Annotated in this window: 21 protein-coding genes; 20 read left to right on the forward strand and 1 reads right to left on the reverse strand. The window is 41.5% G+C overall.

From position 1 onward, the window contains the following. The 15 genes from IEV18_RS06035 to glnA all read left to right on the forward strand — a co-directional run. On the forward strand, positions 1-408 hold a 408-nt coding region (locus IEV18_RS06035; protein WP_188391488.1), incomplete at its 5' end, for a transposase. 191 nt (positions 409-599) lie between these two features. After that, a complete protein-coding gene (gene ymdB / locus IEV18_RS06040) occupies positions 600-1,397 on the forward strand; it encodes a 2',3'-cyclic-nucleotide 2'-phosphodiesterase (protein WP_188391489.1) in 798 nt (265 codons plus the stop codon). A gap of 105 nt (positions 1,398-1,502) precedes the next feature. Further along, positions 1,503-1,763 carry a stage V sporulation protein SpoVS gene (gene spoVS, locus IEV18_RS06045; RefSeq protein ID WP_047186108.1) on the forward strand — a complete coding sequence of 87 codons (261 nt, stop codon included), beginning with the start codon at positions 1,503-1,505 and terminating at the stop codon, positions 1,761-1,763. Positions 1,764-1,891: 128 nt separating this feature from the next. Continuing rightward, positions 1,892-3,460: a tRNA (N6-isopentenyl adenosine(37)-C2)-methylthiotransferase MiaB gene (miaB, locus tag IEV18_RS06050; RefSeq protein ID WP_188391490.1), complete on the forward strand. Its 1,569-nt coding sequence runs from the start codon at positions 1,892-1,894 to the stop codon at positions 3,458-3,460. Next, complete coding sequence (locus IEV18_RS06055; RefSeq protein WP_188391491.1) at positions 3,461-3,895, forward strand: YlbF/YmcA family competence regulator; 435 nt, start codon at positions 3,461-3,463, stop codon at positions 3,893-3,895. It abuts the gene before it with no gap. Between the two features lie 129 nt (positions 3,896-4,024). Then, complete coding sequence (gene cotE / locus IEV18_RS06060) at positions 4,025-4,588, forward strand: outer spore coat protein CotE (protein ID WP_188391492.1); 564 nt, start codon at positions 4,025-4,027, stop codon at positions 4,586-4,588. Positions 4,589-4,710: 122 nt separating this feature from the next. After that, entirely contained in the window at positions 4,711-7,293 is a 2,583-nt protein-coding gene (gene mutS, locus IEV18_RS06065) for a DNA mismatch repair protein MutS (RefSeq protein WP_188391493.1), read from the forward strand. A gap of 18 nt (positions 7,294-7,311) precedes the next feature. Continuing rightward, positions 7,312-9,144 (forward strand): DNA mismatch repair endonuclease MutL, encoded by a 1,833-nt coding sequence (mutL, locus tag IEV18_RS06070; RefSeq protein ID WP_188391494.1) that lies wholly within the window; start codon positions 7,312-7,314, stop codon positions 9,142-9,144. Positions 9,145-9,198: 54 nt separating this feature from the next. Then, entirely contained in the window at positions 9,199-9,654 is a 456-nt protein-coding gene (locus IEV18_RS06075) for a Dps family protein (RefSeq protein ID WP_268235413.1), read from the forward strand. Positions 9,655-9,679: 25 nt separating this feature from the next. Continuing rightward, positions 9,680-10,615: a tRNA (adenosine(37)-N6)-dimethylallyltransferase MiaA gene (gene miaA / locus IEV18_RS06080; protein ID WP_188391495.1), complete on the forward strand. Its 936-nt coding sequence runs from the start codon at positions 9,680-9,682 to the stop codon at positions 10,613-10,615. A gap of 37 nt (positions 10,616-10,652) precedes the next feature. Continuing rightward, positions 10,653-10,877 (forward strand): RNA chaperone Hfq, encoded by a 225-nt coding sequence (gene hfq / locus IEV18_RS06085; RefSeq protein WP_188391496.1) that lies wholly within the window; start codon positions 10,653-10,655, stop codon positions 10,875-10,877. A 164-nt stretch (positions 10,878-11,041) separates the two neighbouring features. Then, on the forward strand, positions 11,042-11,983 hold the full coding sequence (locus IEV18_RS06090; protein WP_188391497.1) for an AAA family ATPase: 942 nt from the start codon (positions 11,042-11,044) through the stop codon (positions 11,981-11,983). Positions 11,984-12,095: 112 nt separating this feature from the next. After that, entirely contained in the window at positions 12,096-13,322 is a 1,227-nt protein-coding gene (gene hflX, locus IEV18_RS06095; RefSeq protein WP_188391498.1) for a GTPase HflX, read from the forward strand. Between the two features lie 14 nt (positions 13,323-13,336). Beyond that, the gene (locus tag IEV18_RS06100; protein ID WP_188391499.1) at positions 13,337-14,584 is read left to right on the forward strand and encodes a methionine gamma-lyase family protein; all 1,248 of its coding nucleotides are present in this window, start codon (positions 13,337-13,339) and stop codon (positions 14,582-14,584) included. A gap of 323 nt (positions 14,585-14,907) precedes the next feature. Beyond that, on the forward strand, positions 14,908-16,242 hold the full coding sequence (gene glnA / locus IEV18_RS06105) for a type I glutamate--ammonia ligase (protein WP_188391500.1): 1,335 nt from the start codon (positions 14,908-14,910) through the stop codon (positions 16,240-16,242). Between the two features lie 54 nt (positions 16,243-16,296). On the opposite strand, the gene lexA is transcribed toward glnA, so the two are convergent. Beyond that, positions 16,297-16,917, reverse strand: coding sequence for a transcriptional repressor LexA (gene lexA, locus IEV18_RS06110; protein ID WP_188391501.1), 621 nt, complete (start codon positions 16,915-16,917; stop codon positions 16,297-16,299). Between the two features lie 280 nt (positions 16,918-17,197). Between lexA and IEV18_RS06115 the strand changes: the two genes are divergently transcribed. The 5 genes from IEV18_RS06115 to IEV18_RS06135 all read left to right on the forward strand — a co-directional run bounded on the left by IEV18_RS06115 (position 17,198) and on the right by IEV18_RS06135 (position 21,189). Continuing rightward, a complete protein-coding gene (locus IEV18_RS06115) occupies positions 17,198-17,836 on the forward strand; it encodes a YneB family resolvase-like protein (RefSeq protein WP_188391502.1) in 639 nt (212 codons plus the stop codon). An 87-nt stretch (positions 17,837-17,923) separates the two neighbouring features. Beyond that, complete coding sequence (locus tag IEV18_RS06120; RefSeq protein WP_188391503.1) at positions 17,924-18,163, forward strand: DUF896 domain-containing protein; 240 nt, start codon at positions 17,924-17,926, stop codon at positions 18,161-18,163. Between the two features lie 104 nt (positions 18,164-18,267). Beyond that, positions 18,268-20,268: a transketolase gene (gene tkt / locus IEV18_RS06125; RefSeq protein WP_188391504.1), complete on the forward strand. Its 2,001-nt coding sequence runs from the start codon at positions 18,268-18,270 to the stop codon at positions 20,266-20,268. 183 nt (positions 20,269-20,451) lie between these two features. Next, entirely contained in the window at positions 20,452-20,919 is a 468-nt protein-coding gene (sirA, locus tag IEV18_RS06130) for a sporulation inhibitor of replication protein SirA (protein WP_188391505.1), read from the forward strand. A gap of 45 nt (positions 20,920-20,964) precedes the next feature. Beyond that, positions 20,965-21,189 (forward strand): YneF family protein, encoded by a 225-nt coding sequence (locus tag IEV18_RS06135; protein WP_188391506.1) that lies wholly within the window; start codon positions 20,965-20,967, stop codon positions 21,187-21,189. Position 21,190: the final 1 nt, after the last annotated feature.

Genomic DNA, 21,190 nt, shown 5'->3' on the forward strand with positions numbered 1-21,190 from the left:
AAATTATCTGATAAGGATCGATGGTACTTGAACAGGTATTGTCAGATGTCGGAAGAATTAAGAGCAGCCTATCAATTAAAAGAAAAGTACTGTAAATGGTTCCAACAAGCAAAGCAGAATGGCCTTGAGAAAATCCAAGAAACAAAAAAAGGTTTATATCGCTTTTATGAGTTGGTGGAAGAATCAGGAATACCAGAATTTAAAAGAAATATTCAGACCTTAAAGAACTGGCAAACAGAAATATTAAACAGCTTTGTATATGGATATTCAAATGGATTTTTAGAAGGGATTAATAACCACACGAAAGTCATGAAACGGAATGCGTTTGGATTTAGAAACTTTAGACGTTCCCGTGCACGAATATTACTATCGCACAAGTATAAAGAAATTGGAGTTCATGTGGGTTAGGAAGACAGTTTCCTTTTACTCCTCTTCCTTTATTGGTGAAATTTATTTCACCAATAAAGGAAGAGGCCACCAAGCGCAAGCGCGGTAGCCTAAACCCCAACATTTGACATAGAACCATAAAATATAATTTTGACTTTTTCCGTTTGATATGGAAAACTAGAAGTACATTAAAAATTAGGATGATTGAGAGAATGAAGTTATTGTTTATCGGTGACGTCGTCGGTTCACCAGGAAGAGATATGGTAAAAGAATACTTGCCTAAACTAAAGGAAAAATACCATCCCCACTTTATTATTGTGAATGGGGAGAATGCTGCAGCAGGCAAGGGAATAACGGAAAAAATTTATAAACAATTTTTGGAATGGGGAGCCCATGTCGTTACGATGGGAAACCATACGTGGGACAAAAAAGAAATCTTTGAGTTTATCGATGATGCGAAATATATTATCCGGCCTGCCAATTTTCCGGAGGGCACTCCTGGAAAAGGAATGGTTTTTATTCAGGCGAACGGAAAAGAAATTGCCATTATTAACCTCCAAGGAAGAACGTTTTTACCGGCAATCGATGATCCGTTTCAGAAGGCAGATGAGTTGATCACAGAGGCGAAAAAAAGAACAAATATTATATTCATTGATTTTCATGCCGAGGCCACGAGTGAAAAGCAGGCATTAGGATGGTATGTGGATGGAAGGGCAACGGCGGTTGTCGGAACCCACACCCACGTGCAAACAGCCGATGAGCGAATTTTGCCGCTGGGAACCGCCTATATTACAGACGTTGGGATGACCGGGCCGTATGACGGCATTCTCGGAATGGAGAGGGATGCTGTCATTCGACGATTCCTTACCGCATTGCCTGTCCGGTTTGAAGTGCCAAAGAACGGCAGAGCCCAATTAAGTGCCGTATTATTAACGATTGATGAAAAGGACGGAAAGGCGAAAAAGCTGGAACGAATCCAAATAAATGAAGAACGCCCATTTTTTGGCTGATTCATTGAAAGTTGTGAATAATTGTTGCATAATAAAGAATAAGCTAACATCTCCAGGAATATAGTAGCAATAGAACTACATTAGTAAATGAAGGAGGTACTAGTCATGGAAGTATTGAAGGTTTCAGCGAAATCGAGTCCAAACTCAGTAGCGGGTGCACTTGCGAATGTGTTAAGAGAACGTGGTACGGCGGAGATTCAGGCAATTGGGGCAGGTGCATTAAACCAGGCCGTTAAAGCAGTAGCAATTGCTAGGGGTTTTGTTGCACCAAGCGGAGTAGATTTAATTTGTATTCCGGCCTTTACCGATATCATGATTGATAATGAAGAACGAACAGCAATAAAATTAATTGTCGAACCAAGATAAACTTTTTTGCCTTCCCCTTCCTACCCGGGAAGGTTTTATTTTTCCCTCTTTCATTTGTTAAATTCCCGTATCTGCGATATACTTGTATATTGTAATGTTTATGTACCTTTATTGAAAGGAGTTTTGTGATGAATGAAAAGCAGCGTTTAGAACAATCCCAAATTAAGCAAGCAACAAATCCTAATCATATAGATAATTTGGAACGTCTGAAAAACACTTCCAGCGAAGATTTAATCACAAAATATTTTCAAACGACTTATCAAGGACCAGATTTAAAGAAGGCAAGAAAACGCTATCGTGAAGAAGTGAAATTCCATTATGATTTCTCGATACCGGAAGATATGAGAGAAATCGGCAAAGGAAAGAAATTTTTGATTCGTACATATGGCTGCCAAATGAATGAACATGATACCGAAGTGATGGCGGGGATTTTGCAGGAAATGGGTTATGAATCTACCGAAGAGACGCAAGATGCAGATATTATTTTGCTTAATACTTGCGCCGTCCGGGAAAATGCGGAAAATAAAGTGTTCGGTGAAATCGGCCACTTAAAACCGCTAAAGGTGGAAAAGCCTGACTTAATTCTCGGCGTTTGCGGCTGCATGTCACAGGAGGAATCGGTTGTCAACCGGATTTTAGAGAAACATCAGCATGTCGATCTCATTTTCGGAACCCATAACATTCACCGTTTGCCGCAATTGGTAAAAGAAGCCATGTTTAGTAAAGCGCAAGTAGTTGAAGTCTGGTCGAAGGAAGGGGACATTATAGAAAACCTTCCGAAGGCGCGGAAAGGAAAAATTAAAGCCTGGGTCAATATTATGTACGGATGTGATAAGTTTTGCACCTATTGTATCGTGCCGATGACCCGAGGAAAAGAACGAAGCCGCCGGCCGGAGGATATTATTCAGGAAGTGAGACAGCTGGCAGCCCAAGGATATAAGGAAATTACCCTGCTCGGACAAAATGTCAATGCCTACGGAAAGGATTTTACGGATATCGATTACACTTTTGCTGATTTAATGGATGACATCCGTAAAATAGATATTCCACGGGTACGCTTTACGACAAGCCATCCGCGGGATTTCGATGACCGGCTCATCGAAGTGTTGGCAAAAGGCGGAAATCTCCTCGACCACATTCATCTGCCGGTACAATCAGGAAGCAATGAAATCTTGAAGAAAATGAACCGGAAGTATACCCGGGAAGAATATTTGGAGCTCGTACGCAAGATAAGAGAAGCAATACCAAATGTGACACTGACGACAGACATTATTGTCGGATTCCCGAATGAAACAGATGAACAGTTTGAGGAAACGATGTCGCTTGTTGAAGAAGTAGGTTTTGAAGCTGCATATACATTTATTTATTCCCCTCGGGAAGGCACACCAGCTGCGAAGAAAAAAGATGATGTGCCAGAAGAAGTGAAAAAACAGCGTCTGTACCGGCTAAATGAATTAGTGAACAAACAGTCGGCGGAATCGATGAAAAGATATGAAGGAAAAGTGGTTAAAGTATTAGTCGAAGGAGAAAGCAAGAAAGACCCGGATGTTCTTGCCGGTTACACGGAAAAGAACAAGCTCGTTAACTTTAAAGGACCGAAGTCTGCGATTGGCCAAATTGTTGACGTGAAAATTACGAAAGCGAAAACATGGTCCTTGGATGGAGTTATCGTTGAAAATAAAGTAGAGGTGAAATAAATGGCACTATACACAAGAAAAGAGATCATCGATGAGGCGAAAAAACTTGCCCAAATGCTTGCCAATACGGAAGAAATTGAACGTTTTAAGCAAGTAGAGGCCAAAATTAACGAAAACCAGAAAGTGCAAAAGCTCATCCAAAAAATTAAGACGCTGCAAAAGCAGGCAGTCAATTTTCAGGCTTACGGCAAACATGAAGCATTGAAAAGGGCCGATGAAGAAATTAATCGCCTGCAGGATGAACTGGATGCAATCCCGATTGTAGAGGAATTTAAAGAAATCCAAGTAACCGTCAACGATATACTTCAGCTCGTCAGCGGAACGATTGCCCGGGAAGTGACAAATAACGTGATTGAATCAACAGGCGGCGATTTATTATCTGGCGAGACCGGATCGAAAGTAAAAAATAAAATTGGCTGTGACCATCATTCATAAAAAACATTTGCTAAGCGGCGGCTTAGCGAATGTTTTTTTATTGCCTTCCTCCGCTTTTCCAAAACTTATGCACTTTAGGTGTTTGTCTTGCATAAAATGACTATGAAAAAAGAGGAGGTAAAGGCAGTTATGACTTTTCTAGATAAAGATTACCGGGAAATTATTACAAAAGCGGTTTGTGGCAGGGGAAAGAAATTTACGCAAGATTCCCATTCCGTTTCACCGTCCCACAGACCTTCCAGCATTTTAGGCTGCTGGGTCATAAACCATCTGTACAATGCGAAGAAAAAATCCGATGACACTGTGGAAATAAACGGAAGTTACGAAATAAATATCTGGTATTCGTATAATGATAATACAAAAACAGAGGTAGTAACAGAAAGGGTAACATATCGAGATATTGTCCCGCTCTCGGTAAAGGACGAAAATTGTCTTAACGATGAATTTGATGTATTTGCAAAAGTAATTCAACAGCCAAATTGCTTGGAATGCAAAATCGCAAACAACGGACATAAAATCGTCGTGGAAGTAGAACGGGAGTTTGTCGTTCATGTCATCGGAGAAACGAAAGTATATGTAAAAGTCAGCCCGAAAGCTCATTTTGACGACGATGATGACGATCATTGGGATTTTAAAGTAACGGATGACGAATTAGAGACAGTAGAACCAGATTTTTTAAATAAAAAAGATTAACATTACGAGGGATTCCATCTCTCGTATTTTTTTTCGCGGGAAAAGTCTGTCCTCACCTGCCGAATGAATGGCCGCTTTATGTTATAATGAAACAATGAAAATCCAATGTTGGAGGATGAACGATGGCGAAGCATACACCAATGATCGAGCAATATTTAAAAATTAAAGCAGATTATAAAGATGCTTTTCTCTTTTTTCGGCTCGGTGATTTTTATGAAATGTTTTATGAAGATGCAATCAAAGCTGCAAGGGAATTGGAAATTACGCTGACAAAAAGAAGCAACGGCAAAAGCGATCCAATTCCTATGTGCGGCGTTCCCTATCATTCTGCCGATAATTACATTAAAATTTTAATAGATAAAGGCTATAAAGTGGCGATTTGCGAACAAGTAGAAGATCCGAAAAAAGCAAAAGGGGTTGTAAAAAGAGAAGTTATACAGCTGATTACTCCCGGTACTGTCATGGACAAAAACATGCTAAAAGATGGGGAAAACAATTATATTGCCGGTCTTACCCATTTTGAAGACGGGTCCTTTTGCATTGCCTATAATGATTTAACGACTGGAGAAAACCGGCTGGCATTAATTTCTGACGGTTTCGAAGGAGTCATTCATGAACTGTACAATCAGCCAATTAAAGAAATTGTCATTCCTTCCTCCTTGCCGGAATCCTTTCAGCATGAGCTGCGTTCCCGGCTGCACGTAACCTTATCTTATCAGGATGAAGCAGCTTTTCATGGGGAGTATCACCATTTAGTGGAGAAGCTGAATGACAAACGGTTTATTACCGGCTTCAGCCGGCTGCTGAATTATATCCAGCATACGCAGAAACGGTCCCTTGAACATTTAAAGCCAGCCGAAGTCATCGAACTGAAAAATTATCTGTCTTTGGACATGTATTCGAAACGAAATCTGGAACTGACAGAAACGATGCTCAAAAACAAAAAGCGGGGAAGCTTATTATGGGTTCTGGACGAAACGGTGACGGCGATGGGAGCGCGGCTGCTGAAAAAATGGATCGAACGGCCTCTGCTAAATAAGGAACAAATTGAACAGCGTCTCGACATTGTTGAAGCATTGTATGAGCATTTTATGGAACGGGATGCGATCAGGGAAACTTTAAAATCTGTCTATGATTTAGAGCGGCTGGCCGGGCGGGTTGCATTCGGCAATGTAAACGCCCGGGATTTAATCCAGCTTAAAATTTCTCTGAAAAAAATCCCTGAGTTGCGGAACACATTGCAGCAGCTGGAAAAGCAAAGTCTAGAACAAATTATTGACGATTTAACGTACCCGGAAGAAGTAGTGGACATTCTGGAAAAAAGCATAGCAGAAGATCCTCCTATATCGATTACAGAAGGCGGGATTATTAAAGATGGATTTAATGAACAGCTGGATAAATACCGGGATGCATTAAAAAATGGCCGGAAGTGGATTCAGGAACTGGAAAGGAAAGAAAAAGAGGAAACGGGAATTAAATCGTTAAAAATCGGATATAACAAAGTGTTTGGTTATTATATTGAAGTGACAAAACCAAATCTCCCATTAATTCCGGAAGGGCGTTACGTAAGGAAACAGACGCTAACCAATGCGGAGCGTTTCATTACACCGGAATTGAAGGAACAAGAAACATTAATTCTGGAAGCGGAAGAAAAAAGCGTCGACCTGGAATACGAACTATTTACGGAGATCCGGGAATTTGTAAAACGGTATATTCCCGAACTTCAGCACTTAGCCGAAGTGGTCAGCAAGATTGATTGTTTACAGTCTTTTGCTACGGTAAGTGAGGCGAATAATTATTTGCGTCCCCGTTTTGTGGAAAACCGGCTGGAAATTAAAAACGGCCGCCATCCTGTCGTCGAAAAGGTGATGGAAAACGGAAACTTTGTTCCGAATGACATTACGTTGGACGAAGAAAAAAATATTTTGCTTATTACCGGTCCGAATATGTCCGGGAAAAGCACGTATATGCGCCAGCTGGCATTGACGGTCATTATGGGGCAAATCGGCTGTTTCGTCCCGTGTGAAAAAGCCGAACTGACCATTTTTGATCAAATTTTTACCCGGATTGGTGCTGCCGATGATTTAGTTTCTGGACAGAGCACGTTTATGGTGGAAATGCTGGAAACGAACCATGCTCTCACCAATGCTACCGAACGAAGTTTAATTTTGTTAGACGAAATCGGCCGCGGGACAAGCACTTATGACGGAATGGCGCTCGCCCAAGCAGTAGTGGAATATATCCATGACCATATCCGGGCAAAAACATTATTTTCTACCCATTACCATGAACTGACCGTACTGGAAAATACTTTGCCGCGGCTGAAAAATGTCCACGTCCGTGCGGAAGAATATGAAGGAAACGTTATTTTTCTTCATCAGGTGAAAGAAGGGGCAGCAGATAAAAGTTACGGCATCCACGTTGCCAAATTGGCAAACATGCCAGCGTCCTTAATCGAACGGGCAAATGAAATTTTGGAAAAACTGGAGCAGACGAATGACGGCAAAAAAGATCCGGGAGAAGAAGGCAGTCCGGAAGAAGCGGAACAATTGTCCTTCTTTAAAGATGAGGAAAAACAGGATGCACCATCAAAGAATAGTCCCGTTATTCAGGAATTGTTAAAAATAAATTTATTGGAGCTGACTCCGCTCGAAGCAATGAATGAATTGTATCGCCTGCAAAAAAAGGCTGAAAAATACCGGTAAATAGAAAGGAATTTTTCCATGAAGATTGTTCAAATGCCTGAACACTTAGCAAATAAAATAGCCGCTGGTGAAGTTGTGGAACGGCCTGCCTCTGTCGTGAAAGAACTAGTTGAAAACAGCATTGATGCCAATAGTACTTGGATTAAAATTGAGGTGGAAGAGGCCGGAATGGCGAAAATCAAAATAACGGACAACGGTGACGGCATGAGCGAAGCGGATTGTAAAAGGGCATTTTTGCGCCATGCGACGAGCAAAATCCGGACAGAAAATGACCTGTTCCGAATTCAAACCCTTGGTTTTCGGGGGGAAGCCCTTGCCAGTATTGCTTCGGTAAGCAGACTGACTATTAAAACATCGGAAGGTGAACAAGCGGGAACATTGCTCAAGCTGGAAGGCGGATCAATCATTCATGAGGAAAAGAGCGATGCGCGGAAAGGGACAGAAATTGTAGTAGAAGATTTGTTTTTCAATACACCTGCCAGACTGAAATATATGAAAACGATTCATACCGAACTGGGCCATATTACCGATTGCTTAAACCGGCTCGCCCTTTCCCATCCGGAAATTCGGCTGGAAGCTTATCATAACGGCAAGATGTTATTCCGCACGTCCGGTTCCGGGGATATGCTTCAAGTAATTGCTCAAATTTACGGGATGAACGTTGCAAGAAAAATGATTCCTGTGAAGGAGGAAACCGTCGATTTTTACGTAGAAGGCTATATCGCAAAACCAGAAGTAACGAGAGCAAACCGGCAGTACATCTCTACGATTATCAATGGCCGATTTATTAAAAATCACGGACTGACAAATGCGGTAATTCGCGGCTACCATACGTTGCTTCCGATTGGCAGGTTTCCCATCGTCGTCCTGTCCGTTAAGATGGATCCGTTTCTCGTCGATGTTAACGTTCATCCTGCTAAACTGGAGGTTCGTTTCAGCAAAGAAAACGAACTGAATGACCTGATCGAAAGGATGATCCAGCAGTCTTTCCGGAAAATTTCCCTCATTCCGGATTATGAACAAAAACGGGAAGCCCGCAAGAAAACGTATCAGGAAGGATGGACCTTTGATGAGACGCCAAAACCGCCGCGGGAAGAGAAGGATATTGTTCCTCCGGAAAAACCCATTTTGGAGGAAAAGAAAGTCCCTGCTCAAGATGTGACAGAGGAAAGGATTTTTGCGGAAAAAGTGCGCGAAAGCGATGTACCAATAGCCGATGAAGAGATACGGGTCCAATCCGAGGAAACGGTTCAGCAGGAAAAGACGCCCCGCGTTCCGATGATGTATCCGATCGGCCAACTGCACGGAACGTATATATTGGCCCAAAACGAAAACGGATTGTATATGATTGACCAGCATGCGGCCCAGGAGCGGATCAAATACGAATTTTTCAAAGAAAAACTTGGCCGTCCGGTTCAGCAATCCCAACAGTTGCTCATACCTTTAACCTTTGATTTTTCCAAAAAAGAAGCTATTTTTATCGAAGAACATCGGGAACAGTTGGAACGGTTCGGTTTATTTTTTGAACCTTTCGGACAGCAAACGTATATTATTCGTTCCCACCCGAACTGGTTTCCGAAAGGCTTTGAAGAGGAGATCATTCGGGAAATGGTGGAGCAAATTATGGAAGAAGAACGAATTGACGTGGAGAGAATTAGGGAAGAATCGGCAATTATGATGTCATGCAAACGTTCGATTAAAGCGAATCATTATTTAAAGGAAGAGGAAATGGTCCGGCTAATAGAAGATTTGCGCCATACGAAAGATCCGTTTACCTGCCCCCACGGACGGCCGATTATCATTCATTTTTCCACTTATGAAATAGAAAAAATGTTTAAGAGAATTATGTAAAGATTAATTTTCCGCCTCGCTGGACATCCTAAAAGGGATGAGGAGGTGGAAAATTTGGTTCAGGAAAACAAGCAGCTCGTCCAATTTTTGAACCAGCTTTTGTCCAATTATTTTGTGATGTATGTAAAATTGCACCGTTATCATTGGTTTGTCCAGGGGAGGCATTTCTTTACGCTCCATGAAAAATTTGAACAGCTGTATGAAATGTTTGCGGAAGATTTGGATGAGATTGCGGAACGAATACTGGCTATCAATGGCAAACCGTTAGCGACAATGGTAAAATATTTGAAAGAAACGACGTTAACGGAAGCAAATGCCGACGATAAAGAAAGTGAAATTGTTTCCCAATTGGTGCATGATTTCCAGCAAATTGTGAAGGAAATCAAAGAGGAAGGGCTCTCCCTGGCGGAAGAAAACGAAGACGAGCCATCCGCCGATTTGTTAATCGGCCTGCAAGGAAAACTGGAAAAAGAAATTTGGATGTTAAAAAGTTACCAAGCCTATGAATAATATTGTGTAATTGGGGAATACTAAGATGAAAAAGAGTGTTATTGCCATAGTCGGTCCTACCGCAGTAGGAAAAACAAATTTAAGTATTCAGCTTGCCAAAGCATATAACGGAGAAGTCATTAGCGGTGATTCCATGCAAGTATACCGCGGCATGGATATTGGCACCGCAAAAGTGACGAAAGAAGAAATGGAAGGCATACCGCATCATTTAATTGATATTAAGAACCCGGATGAGGAATATTCTGTACACGAATTTCAGCGGTTGGCAAGACAGCATATTGAAGAAATCAGTTCAAGAAACCGCCTGCCCATCCTTGTAGGGGGCAGCGGTTTATACATACAAGCAGCATTATATGACTATCGTTTTTCCAGCAGTAAGCGGAATGCACTACTGACGGACAAATTAAAGCAAACCGCTTTGAAAAAAGGAAATATGTATTTGTACGAGCGTCTGAAAAAAATTGATCCGGAGTACGCGAAGAAAGTACATCCGAATAATATAAGGCGCATTATTCGGGCGTTAGAAATCTATGAAACAACAGGCAGAACGATGTCCGAATATCATGAACAACAAACGTTAACATCCCCTTACCGATTACATATTATAGGGTTAGAGATGGAAAGAACCCAATTGTATGCGCGTATTGAAAAACGGGTGGACCGAATGGTCGAAAAAGGTCTTGTTGAAGAAGTAAAACGATTGTATGACAAGGGCTATGAGCATTGCCAGTCTATGCAAGCCATCGGGTATAAAGAATTTATTCCTTATTTTAAAGGGGAACTTTCACTTGCGGAATCCATTGATTTACTAAAACGGAACTCGAGAAGATTTGCGAAACGCCAGTTTACTTGGTTTAAAAATAAAATGGAAGTGAAGTGGTACGTAATTGAGGAGAATGCAGAAGGGAAAACCTTTCCGATAATTTTCCAAGATGTAGAAGGATTTTTAGAAAATAAATAGAATGTAATAGTATAGATAGAAAAGAGGAGGAAGCAAGATGGCACAAACAGTGAACGTTCAGGACCAGTATTTGAATCAGTTAAGAAAGAATCATATATCCGTTACGGTATTTTTAACCAATGGATTCCAATTGAGAGGAATAGTGAAAGCTTTCGATAATTTTACTGTTTTATTAGAGTCCGACGGAAAACAGCAGCTTATTTTTAAACATGCAATTTCTACTTTTGCGCCAGTAAAAAATGTAACGTTAGAGAAGGAATAGCAATTTGGAGCTGTCTCTAAACCGATGTTTAGCGGCAGCTTTTCAATTTTTACAAGCAGAAAATTTTTCAAAGAAGTTAGTGCTTTATATTGCAGTCAACTGGGCGTTTGTCACAACTTCTTCTCGGCTTGCGTATACTGTGGGTGACGAGAAGGAGTGATTGCATGGAATTACAAAACAAACGAAACAAAAATCACCAAATTAATATTGTATTAAATGATGTTCAAAAGAAACCCCATGGCAGGAAAAATGTACATTATTTAAAGCATCATTCTTTTAAAGAAATTGATGACTATTTTTCGCAGATTATCGGTCTGGAAAAGCTAAGGAAAACGCTAAAGGAAATATACGCGACGATTATTATTAATGAAAAGCGGAAAGAAATAGGGTTAAAAGGCAATAATCAAGTATTGCATATGCTCTTTAAAGGTAATCCAGGCACGGGCAAAACAACCGTTGCAAGGAATTTGGCAAAATTATATTTTGATTTGAACTTATTATCAAAAGGTCATTTTATAGAAGTGGAACGAGCCGATTTGGTCGGAGAATATATCGGACAGACGGCACAAAAAACGAGAAATATTATTCAAAAGGCAATGGGGGGAGTGCTTTTTATCGATGAGGCCTACTCCCTGGCTCGGGGCGGGGAAAAGGATTTTGGCAAGGAAGCGATCGATACCCTCGTAAAACATATGGAAGACTATCATAATGATTTTGTTCTTATCCTCGCCGGCTATCCTTATGAGATGGAACGTTTCTTACAATTAAATCCCGGCCTCAGATCCCGATTTCCTTTTATATTGAATTTTGACGATTATACCGTTTCCGAGCTAATGGAAATTGCGAAGCTGATGCTGGCCGAGAGGGAATACCGGCTGACAAAGGAAGCGGAATGGGAATTAAGAAATCATTTGAACACAATTAAGTTTCAAAACCGCATAAATTTCTCCAATGCGAGATACGTAAGAAATTTAATCGAACATGCGATTCGGATGCAGTCTATCCGGATTGTTACGGAAAACGCTTTTCATCCTGACGCTTTAATGGAGATTAAAGCGGAAGACATTAAAGCCGAGGAACTGGACCGGATTCGCGGGCTATTGTAACGCCAATCATACCTTCAGCTATGCTTGAAGGTATGATTTATTTTTCTAATTTTGCTATGATGAATATTGGCTTATTTATCGATCTTAATTAAGCAGGAAGTAGGAGTGCAGGATGCAGGAAAAAATATTGATTATTGCAGTAAAAAAAGCAGGGCAAAAGGAAGATCGTTTTCGTTCTTCAGTGGAAGAGCTGATTTCTTTATGTCATACTGCAGGGGGACAAGTTGTCAAGGTGATGACCCAAACTCGCAACAAAATACACCCGGCAACTTACATCGGTGAAGGAAAAAAAGAAGAGATAAGAGCGCAGGTAGAAGAACTGGCAGTTGATTTAGTTATTTCCAACGATGAATTATCCCCGGTACAGCTGAGAAATTTAAGCAGCGTCATCCCGGCAAGGATTATTGACCGAAGTCAATTAATTCTCGATATATTTGCAGCGCGGGCCAAAACGAAAGAGGGGAAGCTTCAAGTGGAGCTAGCCCAGCTAGAATATTTGCTGCCAAGGCTGCAAGGATACGGCACGAGTCTGTCCCGTCTCGGCGGAGGCATCGGGACACGGGGGCCTGGGGAAACAAAATTAGAAATGGACCGCCGCTACCTCCGAAATCGCATCCACGATATAAAGCAAAAACTTCAAACTGTGGTGAAACAGCGGGAGCTGTATCGCAAACGGAGAAAATCGAACCAGGTGCTGCAAATCGCCCTCGTCGGGTATACGAATGCAGGGAAATCAACATTGTTTAATCAGCTGACAAAAAGCGATACGTTGGAGGAAGACAAACTTTTCGCCACGTTAGATCCTTTAACCAGGAAAGTTCAGCTTCCGTCCGGATTTCAAGGATTAATGACCGATACGGTCGGTTTTTTGCAAGACTTGCCGACTGCTTTAATTGCAGCCTTTCGCTCTACGTTAGAGGAAACGAAAGAAGCGGATCTTTTGCTTCACGTTGTCGACAGTTCCCATCCGGATTACGTGCAGCATCAGGAGACGGTTTTACAGCTGCTCAAAGATTTAAAAGCGGATCACCTTCCGATGTTAACCGTTTATAACAAAAAAGATTTGCTTCATGAAACCTTTATTCCGAATCAGCATCCGGCCATTGTTATCAGCGCTTTTGATAACGATGATATTCAAAAATTATTGAAAAAAATCGAGGAATTGCTGAAGCAGGAATGGCATGAATATGCGCTCACCTTAAAACAGGAAGAAATGAATAAGCTATATTCCCTGGAAAAAGGGACGATGATTACGGAGAAATATTTTGACGAGGATAGAAATGCCTACGTTATTCGCGGATTTTCACGATCACCAATTCAAAATGATGATACGTTTTAAAGGGGATAGAGAAAATGATTGCAGAAATAGTGAAACAAGCAGAAAGAGAATGCGAGCCGATATTTAAGGAAATTACAAAAATTGCTGAAAACAACCAAAAACGAGTGCTCGATGCTTTTATCGGACAGAAAGTTAGTGACAGCCATTTCCATTCGACCACCGGTTACGGCTACGATGATATGGGAAGGGATGTGCTGGAACAAGTATATGCCCAAGTTTTTGGCGGGGAAGATGCGCTCGTAAGGCCGCAAATTGTTTCAGGTACCCATGCCATTACAACGGCCCTTTTTGGTTTGCTTCGTCCTGGCGATGAACTGATGTACATTACTGGAAAGCCATACGATACGTTAGAAGAAGTAATCGGAGTTCGAGGAACCGCTTTCGGGTCTTTTAAAGATTATGGCATTACATATAAAGAAATCCCATTAACGGGGGAGCAGAAGGTAGATTTTGCCAGAATAGCCGAAGAAATCTCGGAGAAGACGAAAGTAATCGGAATACAGCGTTCCAAAGGATATGATAACAGACCATCCTTTACGATTGATGATATTAAAGAAATGGTTGCAAATGTACGTCGCTTAAAAGAAGATGTCATTGTCTTCGTTGACAATTGCTACGGGGAATTTGTCGAGGAAAAAGAACCATTGCATGTAGGGGCAGACGTTATTGCCGGTTCATTAATTAAAAACCCCGGCGGCGGAATTGTACGGGCTGGCGGATATATCGTCGGCAAACGGGAATATGTGGAGCAATGTGCCAACCGTTTGACAGCACCCGGGTTAGGGAAGGAAACGGGTGTGACATTTCACATGCTTCAGGAAATGTTTCAAGGCTTCTTTTTAGCTCCTCATATCGTTAGCGAGGCATTAAAAGGGGCGGTATTTACTTCCCGCTTTCTTGAATTATTAGGTTTTTCCACTTCGCCCCATTATTTAGCCAAACGGACGGATTTAATTCAATCGGTGAATTTTCAGACAAAAGAACAAATGATTGCCTTCTGTCAGCAAATCCAGAAACACTCGCCGGTGAATTCCTATGTAACTCCTTATCCGAGTGAAATGCCTGGCTATATAGATCCGGTCATTATGGCAGCTGGCACTTTTATCCAAGGCTCGAGCATTGAATTGTCCGCCGATGGCCCAATTCGGAAACCATATACGGTGTATGTTCAAGGCGGTCTGATTTATGCCCACGTAAAAATTGCCATTGTAGAAACAGTACAAGCACTTATGGAGTCGAATATAATCAGCAAAAAAAATTAAAAATCGCTACAAATTGATTATTGACATGACACTTCACGAAAAATATAATAAAAAAATAGAAATTTTGGGGGAAAGACAGCGCTGTTCACATCCTCTTGTTTCTATCTAAGAAATGAAACTTTCCGCTTAAGTAAATGTTTCCCTTATTATTCAAGAAAAATGGAAAATGGGGAAATCTAATCCATAGTACATTTCTTAGGGAAAAGAAAAATTTCGCTTGAGGAACGAGCAAAAGAAGCAGGAAAGTTTAGTATGTGCGGCAAGGCAGCCGTTTCCTAATGAACTGTTTCTCTCGTTTCATTGCTCACGAAGGAGGAGAATGAATGCCGAAGTACACGAGAGAAGAAGTTGTACGGCATATTAACGAACATAATGTAAAGTTTATCCGGCTGCAATTTACAGATATGTTAGGAACGATAAAGAATGTCGAAATTCCCCTTAGCCAGCTGGAAAAAGCATTAGACAACAAAATGATGTTCGACGGTTCTTCCATTGAAGGATTTGTCCGGATTGAAGAATCGGATATGTACTTACATCCGGATCTGGATACGTTCGTCATCTTTCCGTGGACATCGGAAAAAGGCAAAGTTGCCCGCTTTATTTGTGATATTTATAAGACGGATGGCACGCCATTCGAAGGCTGTCCGCGGTATAATCTGAAACGGAACTTAAAAGCGATGGAAGAAATGGGATTTGATGCTTTTAACATCGGTACGGAACCGGAATTTTTCCTCTTCAAATTGGATGAAAACGGAAACCCTACTCTGGATTTAAATGATCAGGGCGGCTACTTTGATCTGGCTCCGACGGATTTAGGAGAAAATTGCCGCCGGGATATCGTCCTCGAATTAGAAGAGATGGGATTTGAAATTGAAGCGTCCCACCACGAAGGAGCACCGGGGCAGCACGAAATCGATTTTAAATATTCGGATGCGGTAAAACATGCAGACGATATTCAAACGTTTAAGCTCGTTGTGAAAACAATCGCAAGGAAACATAATTTGCATGCTACCTTTATGCCAAAGCCATTGTTTGGTGTCAATGGTTCCGGGATGCATGTAAATATGTCCTTATTTAAAAACGGGAATAATGCCTTTTTTGACCCGAACGGAGAACTGCAGCTAAGCGAAACAGCTTATCAGTTTATGGCAGGCATCATCCGCCATGCAACCAATTTTACGGCGGTTACAAATCCGACTGTCAATTCCTATAAACGGCTCGTGCCGGGCTATGAAGCCCCGTCCTACGTCGCCTGGTCCGCATCGAACCGCAGCCCGTTGCTGCGTATTCCTAACTCCCGGGGGCTAAGCACCCGGCTGGAAGTGCGAAGTGTGGACCCTTCCGCAAATCCGTATATGGCTTTATCGGTATTGCTCGCAGCCGGGCTGGACGGCATTCGAAACAAGATGACCCCGCCGGATGCGGTGAACCGCAATATTTATGTCATGTCAAAGGAAGAAAGGGAAGAAAATGGGATTCACAGTTTGCCGACTACATTAATGGAAGCATTAAACTTGTTGAAAGAGGATCAAGTAATCGTGGATGCACTTGGGAAACATTTGTTCGAAAACTTTATGGAAGCTAAAGAAATTGAATGGGATATGTTTCGCACCCAAGTCCATCCGTGGGAAAGAGAACAGTATATGAGTTTCTATTAAATTAAAAAAGGAGAAGGTACATCAAACTACCTTCTCCTTTTTTTGTATAAAAAATTAAATAATATTGCGGTATAACCCGATTACCTTTCCTAAAATCGTAACATTTTCATAGATTAACGGCTCCATTGTCGCATTTTCCGGCTGCAGTCGTATGTATCCTTCTTCTTTAAAAAATCGTTTCACTGTTGCCTCGTTATCTTCTGTCATGGCAACGACGATATCCCCGTTATTTGCTGTATTTTGCTGTTTGACAATGACCATATCTCTGTCAAAAATTCCGGCTTCAATCATACTGTCCCCATCGATGACAAGCACAAAAAGATTATCGTCCGGATGGGCAGCAGAACTCGGAATCGGAATATATTCCTCAATATTTTCCACTGCAGTAATCGGAATTCCTGCCGTTACTTTTCCGATTACAGGAGCATAACGAGGTTTTTCTTTTGGTATTTGTTCTTCCCCAGTTTCCAATATTTCAATTGCCCGGGGTTTTGTTGGGTCTCTTCGTATGTATCCTTTATTTTCCAGTCTTTCTAAATGGCCGTGGACCGTTGAGCTGGATGCCAAACCGACAGCCATGGCAATTTCACGAACAGATGGAGGATATCCTTTTTTTTCTACTTCTTCTTTTATGAAATCAAGAATCATTTGCTGTCTGTTTGAAAGTTTTGTCATCTATCAAACACCTCACACATAGGATTTACTAATAGTTTACCATTTTCTGATATAGCAAGCAAACATTCGTTCGAAAAAACAGTTGACAAGAGCATATGTTCGTGAGATAGTATATATAACGCGAACAAAAGTTCTGTTTTTGAGGAGGGTCAATCAAATGTTTGGAAAATTGACGAAAACGGATCTTTTTTACTTTATCTCTTTTCTACTAACATTATGTTTTCTATACACTTCCCTTATCATTGTCAATTAAGAGAGTTATTTAAAGGTGGACTCAAATGTGAAAGCAATAATATATTGCCGTGTCAGTACAGATAAAATGGCCCAGGAATCGTCGCTGCGAAGACAAAAAGAAGAACTTTACCAGCTGGCGGAAAGACATCGTATTGAGGTATTCCGCACGATCGAAGAACAAGCAAGCGGATATGAGATAGACCGGGAAGGAATATTTCAAATGCTTGGTGACTTTTCCGATGGATTGGCAGATTGTCTGCTCATTCAGGACGAGACAAGATTGGGAAGGGGCAACACGAAAATTGCCCTATTTCGCCAGCTGCAAAAAATGGGGATACCAATCTATACGGTTTACCATGACGGAGAATTGCAATTATCCGAGTCGGATTCCATGGTACTGGAAATCGTCAGCATTGTAGAAGAATTTCAGCGAAAATTGCAAAATGCTAAAATTTCCCGAGGGATGAAGAAGGCGGTTCGAGAAGGGTACAAGCCGCAGCAAAATTTGGCAAATCAACACCTTGCACCAGGAAGGAAACGGATGGAATTTCCGATTGAGGAAGTCGTCCGCCTCAGGAAGAACAATCTGACTTTTGCAGAAATCACAGCAATTTTAAACGGGATGGGCTATAAGGTGTCGAAGGCTACGGTTCATAGGAGATTTAAAGAACACACTGAAGCTTGAAACTTAGTGTGTGCATATAGTAACATGGAAATGCAAGGAAAAATATCCTTGCATTTTCTATATTAGAACGATATGAAGGGATAAAAAATGCTATCAAAAGATAAGTTAAACCGTATTAACGAACTGGCAAAAAAAGCGAAAGAAACTGGACTGACAACTGCGGAGCAAAAGGAACAGCAAAGGCTGCGAGAAGAATATTTAAGCAATGTCCGTTCATCTTTTAAAAATCAGCTGAAGACGATGACGGTCATTGATCCGCGGGGCAATGACGTGACTCCCGCCAAGGTGAGGGAGTTGCAACAAAAAGAAGCGAAGAAAAAGAAATAGAAACATAGTTTGTTTATTCGGTAAACTAATTACTTGTGCCAATTCATGAATCCATATAGAATAGGGAAAGATAAGATATACATATGATTGAAAGGAGAAACGAAATGACAACAAATATTGAACAATTATCCGTCAATACGATCCGTACGCTATCGATTGATGCCATTGAGAAAGCAAATTCGGGTCATCCTGGATTGCCGATGGGGGCCGCACCGATGGCTTATACGTTATGGACAGATTTTATGAATCATAATCCGAAGAACTCGAAATGGTTTAACCGGGACCGATTCGTTTTGTCTGCCGGCCACGGCTCCATGCTTCTTTATAGTTTGCTTCATTTGTCCGGCTATGATGTGACGATGGAAGACATAAAAGAATTTCGCCAATGGGGTTCCAAAACGCCGGGACATCCGGAAGTACATCATACGGATGGGGTAGAAGCAACGACAGGACCTTTAGGGCAAGGGATTGCGATGGCAGTAGGCATGGCCATGGCTGAAGCCCACTTGGCGGCAAAATTTAATAAAGAAGATTTGGCCGTTGTCGATCATTACACGTATGCCCTCGTCAGTGACGGCGATTTAATGGAGGGGATTTCCCATGAAGCGGCATCCCTTGCAGGACATTTGTGGCTTGGCAAATTAATTGCCCTATATGATTCCAACGATATTTCCCTTGATGGTGAATTAAATCTGTCATTCTCCGATGATACGAGGAAACGATTTGAAGCATACGGCTGGCAAGTGCTGCGTGTAGAAGACGGAAATAATTTGGATGAAATCCGCAAGGCGATTCAGACGGCAAAGGAAAATGAGGACCAGCCGACATTAATTGAAGTGCGTACTATAATTGGATATGGCTCTCCGAATAAATCTGCTTCGGCAGCATCCCACGGAGCTCCGCTCGGTGCGGATGAAGTAAAACTGACGAAAGAATTTTACCAATGGTCACACGATGATTTTCATGTTCCTGAAGAAGTATATAAAGACTTCGAAGAAAAAATCGTGACGAAGGGCAAGAAAAAAGAAGCAGAATGGAATGAATTGCTAGCATCATATCGTAAAAAGTATCCTGAACTGGCAGAACAATTTGATCGGGCAGTGAAAGGGGAACTGCCGCAAGGATGGGATGAAAATCTTCCAGTCTACGAACCGGATACATCCCTTGCGACAAGAGCATCCTCCGGCGAAGTTATCAATGCCATCAGTATGGCCGTTCCGAACTTTTTTGGCGGCAGTGCAGATTTGGCGGGTTCAAATAAAACATATATGAAAGATGCAGGAGATTTTTCACGCAACGATTACGCGGGAAGAAATATTTGGTTCGGTGTCAGGGAACATGCGATGGGTGCAGCCCTCAATGGAATGGCACTTCACGGCGGGTTAAAAGTTTATGGCGGAACATTCTTTGTCTTTAGTGATTACTTGCGTCCGTCCATTCGTTTGGCTGCACTAATGAAGATGCCTGTAACTTATGTATTTACTCATGATTCCATTGCGGTCGGGGAAGACGGCCCTACCCATGAGCCGATTGAACAGTTGGCATCATTACGGGCGATGCCGGGACTATCCCTCATTCGTCCAGCAGACGGAAATGAAACACAAGCAGCATGGAGATTGGCGTTAGAGTCAAAAGATACTCCAACTGCATTAGTATTAACGAGACAAAACTTGCCAACGCTGCCTGGTACAAAAGAGCATGCGTATGAAGGCGTGAAGAAGGGCGCATATATAATTAGCGATTCGACAAAAGAGGTGCCAGATGCGATTCTTCTTGCAACAGGCTCGGAGGTACAGCTAGCAATGAAAGCGCAAGCTGCGTTAAAAGAAAAAGACATTGATGTGCGTGTTGTCAGCATGCCGTCCTGGGATCGTTTCAATGCCCAAGACGAAGAATATAAAAATCAAATTTTGCCGAAAGAAGTAACGAAACGAGTGGCCATCGAAATGGGTGCAACTCTAGGCTGGCATAAATATGTAGGCCTGGAAGGAGCTGTAATCGGCATTGACACCTTTGGCGCCTCTGCCAACGGGGAAAAGGTCATGGAAGAATATGGCTTTACCGTAGACAACGTTGTACAGCATGTAGAATCATTACTGAAATAATGAAAAAGATGGCTCGATTAAGGGCCATCTTTTTCACTGCATCGTTCTTCTTTTCATGATGATTTACTCCCTTTCTCTTCTGACAAGGATAAAATTCGACAAAAGTAGTGGCCATTTTCGCTGAAGTATCGACAATATTTTCATTCTCTTTCTTGTATGATTGGAGAAAGGGAGGTTTGGAAGATGGTTATCTATTCCGTCTATTGGCTTAAAGAAGAGGTAGCAAGGAACTATTTTCATAAAAGTGAACTGCTCTTCCGTTTTTTTAAGGAGTATGAAAATAATCAGCATCGTTCCTACCTAAAAAAACAGTATCATTATATTACGTCTGAATTTCCGAAAGAAAAAATCCATTTCTATGTCCGAAAGCAGTTTGGCATGAAATCAAATTTGACGAAAGAGCGGGAAGATAGCCGCATTGATATTTTTGCAAATAACAAATATATTTCTTTACATATAGGTGAAAAACGACTAAAATTCCATAGTGAATCATTGCAAGATGCGGAAGAAATATTGTTTCCGCTGTTACGGCAAATGCATCCGTACTTGTTCGTTGTCGGTAATACGTACGAAAACTACGGGTGGATTTCGCCGATGAAGAATATTTCTTATCCTTCAAAGAGCAAAGAAGTATTGTATTCTTGCGATTGATTTAATATACTGTAGAAGAGACAACACGAAGGAGGAAGCTTTGAAATGGATATAATATGGGTCGTACTAATTGCTATAGCAGCGTTATTGGCTGGTGTTGCTCTTGGATTTTTTATAGCCAGAAGATACATGATGAGTTACTTGAAAAAGAATCCGCCAATTAATGAGCAAATGCTACGTACACTGATGATGCAGATGGGCCAAAAGCCATCACAGAAGAAAATCAATCAAATGATGCGGGCTATGCAAAACCAAATGGATAAAAAATAAT

Origin of the sequence: Compostibacillus humi, assembly GCF_014637175.1 — a bacterium.
In the GTDB taxonomy this organism is placed as follows: domain Bacteria; phylum Bacillota; class Bacilli; order Bacillales; family Amphibacillaceae; genus Oceanobacillus; species Oceanobacillus humi.